Source organism: Bacillus sp. 2175 (assembly GCF_057812155.1).
This window is the reverse complement of sequence record NZ_JBSZSU010000011.1, coordinates 459,138-470,932: the sequence shown is the minus strand read 5'-3', so window position 1 is coordinate 470,932 and position 11,795 is coordinate 459,138. Positions and strand designations below refer to the sequence as shown.

The 11,795-nt window shown below is 33.7% G+C and carries 13 protein-coding genes; all 13 read right to left on the bottom strand.

From position 1 onward, the window contains the following. Positions 1 to 110: 110 nt before the first annotated feature. The gene (locus tag ACXKY9_RS32620) at positions 111 to 491 is read right to left on the bottom strand and encodes a hypothetical protein (protein ID WP_016097321.1); all 381 of its coding nucleotides are present in this window, start codon (positions 489 to 491) and stop codon (positions 111 to 113) included. Positions 492 to 597: 106 nt separating this feature from the next. Further along, positions 598 to 1,899 (bottom strand): hypothetical protein, encoded by a 1,302-nt coding sequence (locus ACXKY9_RS32615; RefSeq protein WP_016097320.1) that lies wholly within the window; start codon positions 1,897 to 1,899, stop codon positions 598 to 600. A 67-nt stretch (positions 1,900 to 1,966) separates the two neighbouring features. Continuing rightward, complete coding sequence (locus tag ACXKY9_RS32610; RefSeq protein WP_016097319.1) at positions 1,967 to 2,551, bottom strand: type III toxin-antitoxin system ToxN/AbiQ family toxin; 585 nt, start codon at positions 2,549 to 2,551, stop codon at positions 1,967 to 1,969. Between the two features lie 250 nt (positions 2,552 to 2,801). Continuing rightward, positions 2,802 to 3,827, bottom strand: coding sequence for a DUF3991 and TOPRIM domain-containing protein (locus ACXKY9_RS32605; RefSeq protein ID WP_016097318.1), 1,026 nt, complete (start codon positions 3,825 to 3,827; stop codon positions 2,802 to 2,804). Between the two features lie 79 nt (positions 3,828 to 3,906). Continuing rightward, entirely contained in the window at positions 3,907 to 4,458 is a 552-nt protein-coding gene (locus ACXKY9_RS32600) for a metal-dependent hydrolase (RefSeq protein WP_016097317.1), read from the bottom strand. Between the two features lie 21 nt (positions 4,459 to 4,479). Beyond that, on the bottom strand, positions 4,480 to 5,466 hold the full coding sequence (locus tag ACXKY9_RS32595; protein ID WP_016097316.1) for a hypothetical protein: 987 nt from the start codon (positions 5,464 to 5,466) through the stop codon (positions 4,480 to 4,482). Between the two features lie 61 nt (positions 5,467 to 5,527). Further along, positions 5,528 to 7,159, bottom strand: coding sequence for an ArdC-like ssDNA-binding domain-containing protein (locus ACXKY9_RS32590; protein WP_016097315.1), 1,632 nt, complete (start codon positions 7,157 to 7,159; stop codon positions 5,528 to 5,530). Between the two features lie 57 nt (positions 7,160 to 7,216). After that, a complete protein-coding gene (locus ACXKY9_RS32585) occupies positions 7,217 to 8,392 on the bottom strand; it encodes an ArdC family protein (protein ID WP_016097314.1) in 1,176 nt (391 codons plus the stop codon). Further along, positions 8,389 to 8,598, bottom strand: a complete 210-nt coding sequence (locus tag ACXKY9_RS32580) for a DUF5511 family protein (RefSeq protein WP_016097313.1) — start codon at positions 8,596 to 8,598, stop codon at positions 8,389 to 8,391. Before ACXKY9_RS32580 ends, ACXKY9_RS32585 begins: the two co-directional genes overlap by 4 nt. Before the next feature lie 22 nt (positions 8,599 to 8,620). After that, positions 8,621 to 9,049 (bottom strand): DUF5514 family protein, encoded by a 429-nt coding sequence (locus ACXKY9_RS32575; protein ID WP_016097312.1) that lies wholly within the window; start codon positions 9,047 to 9,049, stop codon positions 8,621 to 8,623. Between the two features lie 19 nt (positions 9,050 to 9,068). Further along, positions 9,069 to 10,613 carry a MobP2 family relaxase gene (mobP2, locus tag ACXKY9_RS32570; protein WP_016097311.1) on the bottom strand — a complete coding sequence of 515 codons (1,545 nt, stop codon included), beginning with the start codon at positions 10,611 to 10,613 and terminating at the stop codon, positions 9,069 to 9,071. 18 nt (positions 10,614 to 10,631) lie between these two features. Next, positions 10,632 to 11,237, bottom strand: coding sequence for a hypothetical protein (locus ACXKY9_RS32565; RefSeq protein WP_016097310.1), 606 nt, complete (start codon positions 11,235 to 11,237; stop codon positions 10,632 to 10,634). Between the two features lie 16 nt (positions 11,238 to 11,253). Then, positions 11,254 to 11,535 carry a hypothetical protein gene (locus ACXKY9_RS32560; protein WP_016097309.1) on the bottom strand — a complete coding sequence of 94 codons (282 nt, stop codon included), beginning with the start codon at positions 11,533 to 11,535 and terminating at the stop codon, positions 11,254 to 11,256. Between the last annotated feature and the right edge of the window lie 260 nt (positions 11,536 to 11,795).

Genomic DNA, 11,795 nt, shown 5'->3' with positions numbered 1-11,795 from the left:
TCCTCTCATTATTAAAATTTTGTATAAAAAAAGGAGTAGCATGAATTATGCTACTCCTAAAAATGTGAACATGTGTAAATGTGTATTTGTGTACATTTATCATAATTGGGTTAATAAATATATTTTTCTATAGCTTCTTCTATTGTTTCAGCAGCTTTTTCTTCTGAGTAATCTAAATAGGCTGGCATTACTTCACCGATATTTAATACCATTAAATCAAACCTTTTCCCAATGCTTTCGTTATAAAAACAATGAGAATAATAAATAGGAATTTCATACAACATCCAGCCCTTTATATTAAAACCTGTCTCGTGGATATAAGTAATACAGTTGTGAAAACGAATCATTGAGTCATCTTCAAAATTCTGTTTATTGCAATAAACTCCACTTTCAAGCCCTTCAAAACGAAAAATATATTCTTCTATTTTTATCTTTATATAAACATTCAAACTATTTTCCAGTAATTCTTTTGCAATTTCTAACTTCTCCATTCAAATCTCCTCCTTTTAAATTTTGTATACAAAAAAGAGAGCAACATATCGCTACGTTGCTCTTACTGTTTTTATTGATTCTTCGCTTTATATTACTACTCACTCTTCATTTACCTTCAATCAAAATATCAATTGCTCTCCAATAACTTTTTACAACGGCTACCGCTTCATCTTCTGAAGAACAAACTACAATTGCAGCTAAGTATTTTTTTCCATTGTATACACATATTTCAGCTTCAGAATATCTACTAATTTCGTCATCTTCTAATTCTCGATGAATTAAAAAACGATTATCATACTCTTTTTCAATTAAATAGCTAGTTGAATTTAAAAAATTATTTTCTACCCGATTTGGATAGTTCATTTCCTTTATTTCTCTTGCAAAAAAGTAGCTCTCTGTATTTACGATTAATCTTTTCTCATGTTTTGAGTACCAGGAAAAAACTTTAATCAGATCTTCCATATCCGTAATATGCAAAGGGTAGTGTCCACTACAATATTTATTCCCATCAGAATCCTCACTCCTTAAGAACAAGCACCAAACTGGTTGTTCCTCGCTAGCCCTTACAATATATCCATAGCCTTCTTTATCAGAGTCATACAAATTATCCTCAATAATAAATTCCTCTAGTGTACCGTGTTCCAAATTCAGAGCATTCTTTTCTAATGGTTTTGGATTTAATACAAACTCATTTTTAAATAAGTAGTCCCTGTCTTTGTATAAATAACCTTCTGTATCTACAATTATTTTTCTATCTTGCTTAGAAAACAAAGAAAATACTTTTATCAAATCTTCTAGATTTATATTATTCAAAGGACAGTGCTCACCATAATATTTCTCCCCTTTAGCACCATCACGTTTTAAAAGGAAACACCAAACCGGAACTTCCTCACTATATCTTGCAATATATCCATACGTCTCTGATTTAGATACTCCCAAAGCCATAGAAAAATATTCTTCGATTGTTTCTACTTCGTTATTTTGATTATCATTTTCTTCAATTTCATGAACCCAATACGCACAGTTTTGTAAGGAATTATCAGTAGCAAAGAAGTGACCATATTTCTCAATAATCTCTTCAAATTCTTCTTTACTAATAAAATGACCTTCTGTAAATCCTACACCTACATCTTTTGTATAACCAACAACTTCATAATTGTCCCCCAGAATATCATGTGAGTAAAAATCAAACTTCTTTGTTTCAGAGTCATAAGCTATCCTTAATAGTCCTGACAAAGTTGAATCCGCTTCTTCAAAATATGTATATAAGCCATCTGAAGGCTTTCCTTCAAAAACTTTACCAAAACGAATTAACATTGAAACACCAGAAATAATCTCTCCTGTTTTTTCTAGAACAAATTCTTTTTTCGTTGTTAAAACTTTATCGTATTCTAATTGATATTTCATTTTCTTCTTCCTCTCACTAATAAAATTTTGTATATAAAAAGGACAACATAACGCTATGTTGTCCTTTTTATCTCTCACGCCCCATTTGACGCATATATGCTATTCTTCTAGCTTTATCTCTTTCTTTAGCTTGATCTCTTTCTTTATATTCTTGGCACTTTTCTTCTAATTTAGGGAAATCACAACAAACTCCTTTTAAGAATTTTTGTTTATGTGAAGGCTTTCCTTGTACAGTTACATCTTTATATACTTTTTCCACTTTATTAGTAACTCGATCCATATTTTCTTTTAAAAATAAATACTGTTTTAACATCAAATTACCATACTGAGGGTCTGCTGCTGTTTTTTCTGCTATATCAATTTCTTTACACTCTTTTTCTGGGACTGGAATCATGTTATTAACCAATAAAACTCCAATTCGCTTTTCATCAGTATCGAATAATTTCACACTGACCTGACTGTTAAAATTTTTATCGTTACGTGATGTTAAAGGTACAAAATAATCATGACCATTGATTTTTTCCAATACACCTACATACGGTCTACTATGCTGTTCATCTTTATTAAAAGGTACTTTACTATCCGTTTCTCTTAAATAATCTATATATTCAGTTGAAATGGTGTAGAATTTAGGATTATCTTTATTAGCCAACTTTCTTCTCCCCCTAGAAACAAAAAAAGTAGGAAGAAAACTCTCCCTACTTTTAAAATTCTTTTTTAGCGCCTACTACGGTAAGGCTACACCAATTTTTTGGTACTCACTACGGTAGAGTTACACCAATTTTTTCGCACCTACTAAAGTAAGGTTACTCTAATTTTGTACCTTTATTATATGCGGTTTACTAATAAAAATCAACATTTTCAACTTCATTTCACACATTTTAAAATTACATTTCGATTATTTATCTCTCTCTGCCCATTTGTTGTAAATAAGCTGTACGTCTTCCTTGTTCTCGTTGATTGGCTACTCGCTTGCATTCATCGTTCCAATCCCATTTTTGTTCTTTAGACGGTGCTTGCGGATATTCCGGCTTAAATGCAACTATGCTTCCATCATTCTTTTCATAGCGAAAATGTATCAATCGTTCCGCAAAAGCTTTACCTGCTTTGTCATTGTCAACGCATAATGAAAGACTGTCAGGAACATCACCAATCCGCTCTTGACTCTTCATATAGTAATTAAATACTACTTGTGGTTTCAGCCCTTCCATACTAACTAAATGCGTATCTTTAAGGTCATGTTTATGTAGTGATACGTAGCTTAGTAAATCAATAGAGGACTCAAAGAACTTTAGATTTCGGGGTTCGCCCTGCAATACATTAAAACCGTAGTTAGCCGTAGAATTTTTTTGGATACTTTTCCACGCCCCACGTTTGTATTTATCCGATTTTACGACTCCTTGCTCTGATCCACCCATTACCGCTCCCGTTTCACGGTCTTTCCATAGGAACAATACATTGTTGTACTTATCTTGTTTAATCAGTCCTTTTTTATGCAATGCATCTACAACTTGCGGATCAATCTTTCTTTCCTCAGTCAGATATTCCCTTGCTCTATCGAATTGAGGTACTTCTTTTTCCGCAAAATGTTCACAATCATAAGGCTCACTCACAAATGTAACCTCTGAAGCTTTTTCATAGTCCTGTTCTCCGTCCAGTAATCGCTGCATCGCCCCAGGGAACGAAGCATCTTCTACCTCCTGTACAAACTTGATAATATTCCCGTTAACCCCTCTACTGTTCCAGTAGAACTGATTTTTCTTCCTATCAATGATTAAGCTATCGTGTTCCGCTAAACGGTAATAACGTTCACTGTCAGACTTTACAGGGATATCGTTTTGCATACAATAATCCACAATATCAAGTGATGCTGCCTTTTCAATTTCTTCCTCGGTATATCTTTTGGTATTCTTCTTTTGTTGTTCCATAGCAATTCCTCCAATAAATAAAGACCATGCATTTTCACATGGTCATTTTCGATTTATTTATATTTGTATTTGTTCTGCTTTAACTAAATAACGCTTTAAAGGATTCTAAAATGCCTGAAGCCCCAAATTGGAAACTTGCCATTCCATATGAATACAACTCATACACAACTACAATCGTACTAATCATTAAAATCATTTTTTCCGCTATACCGTTATAGCTGTAGTAAAAAATATGGAATCCACTTTGGAAATTTCTATTGGATAATGGCAGCAGCCACTTAATACCTTTTTTAGAGAAACTGTCTTCCACTAGATGTAGAAAGTATCCTGCAAGGATGCACATGCCATTCGTAAAGGTCAATGGTGTCATCCCGACTGCAAATAAAATAGGAATCAACACAAGCACTAAACCAAATAGTGAATGAGTGATTCCTCTATGACCAAATACCATATTCATTAAGTCCGATACTCCACGAGTTCTCCTGCCAATCCATGAATGTTGTTCATCTATATCAGGCAACAAAGCCCCAAAACTAACCGCTATCACATTTCCAATCGTGAGGTTTCCCGTTGATGCCAAGACAGGCAGGGCGACCGCTAGGCTTGTTGTAAGATGCGTTTTATACTTCATTGGTTATCCCACTTTCTTATATTAATAATCCCGACCAAGCATGTGTTTCATCATATAATGTTTTCTTGCTTGCTCTCTTGTTTGCGATATTTGCTGTTGTTCTTCCTCATGGACGGTATCTTTCCCAACATATCGCTTTCCAACTTCAGGGATGGTTTTTGATTCTTGTACCTCTATAGCGCCATGCTCTTTCTTCACCGACCCGACTGTTTTAGCGGATTCCATTTGAAAAACTTCCTCTGTTTCGCTTTTTCGATCATTTACGATCTCTTCTACTGGATTGAAACAAAGTTCTCCATCTTCAATCTTCTTTTCTTCCATATATCTAAGAGGAGCAAGTCGTTTTTCTTCAACATCTTCGTAGCCGATTGTTGTATAATAAGCATCTTTTCCCTCTATCTCTTCAGGAATCACCTCTTCTGCTACTACATATCCATAGCCCTCAAAGTGATAAGCCGCTTCATCCTGCTGCAATGGTTTCCCTGTCGATTCACAGTAAATAACCATATCTTCATTTACTGGATAAAGCCCTTGATACTCCACATCACCATTCATAATTTCTTTGTGTGATTTAGTAATTGAATGATTGATATGTTTAACAGCTTCAAATACAGAATGGTTAAAATCAAATTCAATGTCACTGTCTGATACATATTCAGATAGGCACTCCACTTTCATATTTTGTTGTCTATCTGTTGAAACTTTAGCAATTGGCGTATCATAGAATTCTCCTTGAATAAGTTCAGCTTCATAATACGGTTCAAGGTAATCTGCAATTTGATTGAAGTTTTCCATTTCTTTTTCCGTTCCACATCTATTTACAACAGATAGCATTTCTCCTAAACTCAAACGCATATCAGGATGAATTTCTTCGATTACTCGATTGTCTTCGGACAGTTGAATTTCGTAATTTTCCCAATGCTTTTCTAAATCAATACCTACTTTCTCGTCAATCTCTAGAGCTGCTTTTTGTTGAATGCCTGTTACTACTTTATGGTTATCCATCATTTTTCTCTCTCCTTATTAGTTGAAATTTAAAATAAAAAAGAACACCTATTAAGGTGTCCTTTTATCTCTCCATCTGTTGCATGTATGCCATACGTGCTATTTTTCTAGCTTCTTGCTTTTTCATAACGGCTGCTTCTTCATCTTGTTGTCCTGTACTCAATTCTTGATTACTTCCTTGACGTTCAATTTCTTCGCTCATTACTTCTTTGTGCGCTTTTGTAATAGAAGAATTAATACTATCAATCGCTTCAGCTACAGAGTGGTTAAAATCAAATTCAATGTCACTGTCTGATACATATTCAGAAATACATTCAACCTTCATGTTTTTATCTTGATCTACCGATACTTTAGCAACATGTGTATTAAATAACTCTGTTTCTTTTGAGTCAGCTTCATAATGTGGTTTCATTTCTTCTGTTACGATTTTCAAATTCTCTACTTCTTTTTCAGTTCCAAATTTATTGACGATTGTATTTAATTCACCCAAACTCAAAATCATATTCGGCTGAATATCCTCTATATATTTTCCATCTTCAGAAAGATTAATTTTATAATCATTCCATCGATTTTTTGAATTTAGCTCTGCCCGTTGAGAGACAGCATTCCAATGACTCCCTAAATTTAACCCAATGTTTTCAGCAACATTTTGTTCCGCTTTTTCTTGTATACGTTTAAGGACTCTTTGTTGAAAAGCAGGAAATTCGAATTTCTTTTGCTCCTTTTCATCATTTACTGCATCTTTTTCGTTTAATTCTTTTGTATCGTTACTGATTACTGGATTGTGTTTCTGTAGTTCTTTTTCTGTCCCCCTTTGTAATTCAGAGATTTCCTGATCTATTACATTAATAAACGTTCTTGCTGTATCGTGAATGTTTATTATAGAAGAATCTTTTTCTTTTAAATCTTGATCACTTTCAACCCATTTACTAATATAAGGTACTGTATTTTCACTCGTATCCATCCCGTAATGTGTACAAACAATATGTGTAGCCATTCGTGTTTCAAAATCTCCCGCCACTTCATCTTTACTCCCTTTTCCTTTTTCACCTTGCAATTTTTCACGAATCAATTCATAGATGACTTCAGGTATTTGCTTTATTTCTAAGGTGTTTTCATTTTCATCAAGTGCTTTACTTTCAATTTTTTCTTTCTCAGCTACAACATGGATTCCAGAAATCAACATGTTTTTATTTTCTTCTGATACCTCAAAATCAAATTGACGATTCGGGAATATCTTTTTCAAGTCGTCACTAGTAGCATTGGTTTGTGAAATATCTAATGCCGATTTCTTTAAATAGTAAGTTATGTCTTTCTTTATTTTTAAATCGCCTTTCTTAACCTGTCCCTTCTGATCTACTGTCAAATCTTTTACAAGAACTTCTTTTTTTGTTTTGGGATCTCTTACATATTCTTTGATAAGAGGATGAAAAACCTTCATTTCCTGTTCTCCATTTTTCAAAGAAAAGCCAGCCTTGTTGTAAGTTTTCAAATTTGCACATGCATACGCATCAGGGAATTGCGATTTAATCACTTGCATATTTCTACCCGAATAATTACTAAATCTAGACATAAACTCAGCTAATTCCAAAACCCCTTCCTTTGAATGATAATAATGTTCTAAGTCTTCAAGCACCATCCCCATAAATTGCCTTGTTTCTTCCGTACTTATTCCCATATCATCATAAAACATCATCGTTTTCTCTTCTCCTTATTAGTTAAAATTAAAAAGAACACCTATTAAGATGTCCTCTTACCTCTCCATTTGTTGCATATATGCCATACGTGCAATCCTTCTTGTTTCTTGCTGTTTTATAGCGGCTGCATCTACATCTTTTTCTGTTTTATTAGATAAAAAATGGTCAACCTTATTCTGTTGTTCTTCAGAATTAGATTGACCTTTTATATCTCCATTATCTTGTTCCCTATTCTTTTCGTTCTCTCTTTGCAATTCAGAAATTTTCTTATCAATTGTATTTATAAAGCTACTTGCGGTTTCGTGAACACGCATAATAGATTTGTCTTTCTCTTCTATATCCTGTCCGTTTTTCGTCCATTGGGCTATATAAGGAATGGCAAATTCACTCGTATCCATGCCGTAATGCTTACACACTATATAAGAAGTTAATTCTGCTTCAAACTCTTTTGTAGGTGTGTGTTCTGAATGATCCACCTTCACATTATGTAACTTCGCATGTGCTAATTCATGTATAGATACAGCTAATTCTTTTGTTTCGGTGTTTCGAGTATTCATAACTATTTCGGAATGAGAACCGTCAACAGCTTGTAAATGCATACCATGAGCATTACCTAATTCATTAATTAATGCGCCTTGATTGCCCATCATTTTAATTTCAATCTTTTCTTTTTCTGCTAATGCCTCTATACCTGTCTTTAATAACTCTTTGTTTTCCTCTGTCACCTCAAAATTAAACTGACGATTCGGGAATATTTTAGGCAAGTCTTCAGGTCTTGCATTTGTTTGTGAAACATCAAAGGCTGTTGCTTTCAAATAATAATTTGTTTGCTTCTCCACTTTTAACTCACCAGTTTTCACTTGTTGCTTTTGTTCCGCAGTTAATTTAGTTAGTGGAATTGCTAATTTTGTTTTTTGATCTCTTACAAATTCTTTTACATAAGGATGAAAAACCTTCATTGCTTTTTCACCCTTATTTACATGGAATCCTGCATCTTTAAATGTTTTAAAGCTCGCACAAGCATACGCATGTGGAAATTGTGATTTAATTAACTGCATGTTTCTAGGAGAATAGTTACTAAACTTCGCCATGAATCCAGCCAACTCAATCATGTCTTCAGTGGATTCATAGTACTTCGTAATATCGGTAAAAACCTTGTCCATGATTTCTTGTGTTTCTTCTTTAATTTGCTCTTTTGTCTTAGGTGTATATTTCTTTTTTGTGTAGGTCATTCGCAAATTAACCCTCTTTCTTCATCATATTTAACAAATGGTAAACTATCATGTTCCGCTGCTCCTTGCATAAACTCGACATAGGCTGCCGCTTCTTCTTCAGAAACTTTTACGATAACTTGCTTATTAAATAAATATTTACTTAGATGAACCTCATTCTTTACTTGGTCAACATGATCAATCATATAAAAATTATTTTGAAACATATTACACACTACCTTTCTATTATTACAACGCTAATTTGAAGTATATTTTTTCGTAAGTTTGTTTTCCTTTGTCCCAACTTATATTCCAATTCTCTAACGAACCCGAGTATACTTCTTTAAATTTTAGCATTGGATTATCCATTGAACCCACTATCACTATTCCAAATCCTTTATCATATGTAGAATCACCCTCAAATTTTTTCCACAACTCAAATTCTGTAATTTTATATTTTTCAGCAAAACCAATAACCGTTTCCAGTATCCAGTTTTCATTTTCTTCTTCAGTTATCTGCTTCTCAAAATCCACCTCAAAACACTCACCATAATCATCGTTCCGAATTAGAAAATGATTTTCTCCTTTCTTTATATTCTCTTCTATAATGGTTCTATTTTCTTCATTACGGCTAAATCTTGTACTTGAAACGATGGAATAATACACTTTTTTCTCCACTTTAAATCCTCCTTTTAAATTAATAATCCATTTCTTGTTGTCGTGCAATTCGTTCCTGTACACGCTCATACTCTTGTTCTGCACGCCATTTTGTTAAATCATCATTCAACGCCGCTTCAATATTTCGGACATCCTTTTTTCGAATTAATGGCGGTTTGTATTGAGAATATGTAGTGTACTCTCTTCTTTTTTCTAACCGCCCCCTTTCATATTTCTTTTTAATCTGTTCATTCTTTTGCTGAAACTGATACAACGGATTGTCCTCATATGGTTGCTTTTTCTTCAGTTCTTTTAGTAAGGAATTACCCATACGCTTCTGCATATCTTTCATTTGATTCTTTGCGTAATCTTTTTCTTCCCGTTCCGATTCTCCATATAAACCCTTCTGAAAACTAGATTCTTTTTCTACAGCTTCCTGATATTCCTTAAAAATAGGATTTTCTTTCATTAACAATCCTGTCAGTTCATCAATCTTATTTCTTGTTTCATTCGGCATTCTTTTGCTGCCATATGTCCAATCTTTTTTGTTACTAGGTAACCCGTTGTATATCTCTTGTAACAAAGTAACTTCCCTACTTGGTTGCTTTTCTTTTGATTGTAGATACTCCTTTTTGACTTCTTGCACTAAGTTATTTCTTAGATTAGATATTCGACTCAACTCACTTGTACGATCTACGAGAGAGTTCGCAAAAGTTGTTTTCATATGATCTAGTGTACTTTGTTTTCTTTTTCCTTTTGGTTCGTAAAAAGTTTCTCCATCCACTTTAACTTCGACTAGCTTCCTTCTATTTTCTTTTTCTACTGTTCCGTAGTGAATGTGAATGTGTTCTGTATTCCGATGAATAGATGCAAACCAAAAGCCGTTATTCTCTTCAATTTGTTCATCCTTGAATAACTGTTCCATCATTTTATGACTTGCATTTCGAATCCGATTTTCATCTAACACGTCCGTTACAGGATCATATAGTTTCTGTTCTATTAGAAAGTCCGTATCGAATGAGATAACATCTTGATAATAAACCGAACCTTTATTTTGTGCTTTTCCCACCAACTCTTTTATTTCATTTAAATCATTGGAGGTAATTACATTTTTATTTTTCGAGAAAACACCCGACAAAATTTCTTCTGCTTTTATCTTCTCCTGCATTTGTTCAGGAGACAAATCTTCTATATGTTTATTAAGTAATAACACCTCTTCTTCTTCCGTTTTAGTCATTTTCTTTTTGCTTTCTAGCGCATATTTTCTTCCCATATAGCTAACATACTTTTCAAAATCAGTCGTAGTATTAAAACTGTTTGGAGAAGTTAAAAGCACTTTTGCTTCTGCTTCTTTTTCAGATACACTCACTTTCTTTTGATTAGAATGAGGACTTCCCCTCTCCATATCAAAAGAGTCAATTGCATTTTGCAATCGACTCAGTTCGGTTAGTTCTGTATTTGTTAAGGTATGTCTCTCTTTTAAAAGTGCTTTTTGTCTCATGCAATAATCTACATACGTTGTAAAACTCTTTTGGTTTGGAATGGTATATTGAGATGTTAATATGATACTTGGTGATTTTCCCATACATCATTCTCCTTCAAGTTATGTTAATTCTTTTCGTCTATGTTCGGGGATTTGTTCCCACTCAATTTCCTCATACATGGTCTGTCCTAATCTAGAAATTGCCTTATGTGGTTTACCTTTTTTCATGACAATTTGTACATCATCCGTAATCATCGGTAATGTTTTCTTTGCAAAAGATGGTGTTTTAACTTCTCTCTGTATGTGTTCCTGCTCTTGCATGTTTACTTCTATAGGTTCACGTTTAACAGTTCGAGAGAACTTCCCTTCCGATTTCTTTGTAACAGCAGAAGCAATTTCACTTTTAACTTCCTGCTCCAATTCTTCTAAACTTAAATCGCTTCCTGATCGTGCAATAAGTTCCATGTTTAACTTAATTAATATATCCATTTGTTGTTTCATTGTATTAACGGCTTGCGTTAAACCTTTCACTTCTTTTTTCAAAAGTGATACATCATCCTCGCCTTTTTCCTTCCTCATATCTTCATCTAACAACCCAATTGCACGTCTAAACACATCCGCTTTAGTTTTATACTCAGGATGCTGTTGCAAGTATTCCTCCACAATATCATTATGAATTCTAGTAATCTTAAACTTTGCTGTATCAGACAAAACCACTTCACTCATATTCTCTCTCCTGTCTTTAATTACGAGTAGCTAATTTCATTATTAATTCATTAGTTGCATCTATATACTCTTGTAACTTATTCTCTTGTCTTTCTAATGACACGGTAACATTGCCGACTGCTTCATCAAATTTATCTTGCTTAAACTGAAGCAAAGAATGTTCTACATCGTTTTGAATGAGACTTCTCAAGTATTCTGCACGAGTATACTTTCTCTTCAATTTCACACTTATTAATTCACACCTCTTATCAATATCTTTTATATATTTAGGATCAATACCTCTTAACAAGATGTCCATGTTATTACTTCCTTTCTGATAAATGCATAACTAGAATAGTCGTATTTCCTCCTTTCTAGTTAAGAACTAAAGACAGTGATTAAAAAAGAGCATAAGGAAACCTGATATCACTTTGTAAACAAAGCGCTTAAATAGGCTGTGCCTATTAGGTTTCTACTTCACTCAAATTGATATCACTAATCCTCTCCGAGTGGTCGCTCAGTGGTCATATTTTAAGGATAGTGGTCATTTCGTGGCACTCAGTGGTCACTTAGTGGTCA

Excerpts from the sequence above, each read along its gene's own strand:
- ACXKY9_RS32605 (WP_016097318.1), bottom strand. The coding sequence starts at position 3,827 with ATGGAACAACAAAAGAAGAATACCAAAAGATATACCGAGGAAGAAATT.
- ACXKY9_RS32620 (WP_016097321.1), bottom strand. The coding sequence starts at position 491 with ATGGAGAAGTTAGAAATTGCAAAAGAATTACTGGAAAATAGTTTGAAT.
- mobP2 (WP_016097311.1), bottom strand. The coding sequence starts at position 10,613 with ATGGGAAAATCACCAAGTATCATATTAACATCTCAATATACCATTCCA.
- ACXKY9_RS32585 (WP_016097314.1), bottom strand. The coding sequence starts at position 8,392 with ATGACCTACACAAAAAAGAAATATACACCTAAGACAAAAGAGCAAATT.
- ACXKY9_RS32565 (WP_016097310.1), bottom strand. The coding sequence starts at position 11,237 with ATGAGTGAAGTGGTTTTGTCTGATACAGCAAAGTTTAAGATTACTAGA.
- ACXKY9_RS32615 (WP_016097320.1), bottom strand. The coding sequence starts at position 1,899 with ATGAAATATCAATTAGAATACGATAAAGTTTTAACAACGAAAAAAGAA.
- ACXKY9_RS32595 (WP_016097316.1), bottom strand. The coding sequence starts at position 5,466 with ATGATGGATAACCATAAAGTAGTAACAGGCATTCAACAAAAAGCAGCT.
- ACXKY9_RS32560 (WP_016097309.1), bottom strand. The coding sequence starts at position 11,535 with ATGGACATCTTGTTAAGAGGTATTGATCCTAAATATATAAAAGATATT.
- ACXKY9_RS32590 (WP_016097315.1), bottom strand. The coding sequence starts at position 7,159 with ATGATGTTTTATGATGATATGGGAATAAGTACGGAAGAAACAAGGCAA.
- ACXKY9_RS32580 (WP_016097313.1), bottom strand. The coding sequence starts at position 8,598 with ATGTTTCAAAATAATTTTTATATGATTGATCATGTTGACCAAGTAAAG.
- ACXKY9_RS32600 (WP_016097317.1), bottom strand. The coding sequence starts at position 4,458 with ATGAAGTATAAAACGCATCTTACAACAAGCCTAGCGGTCGCCCTGCCT.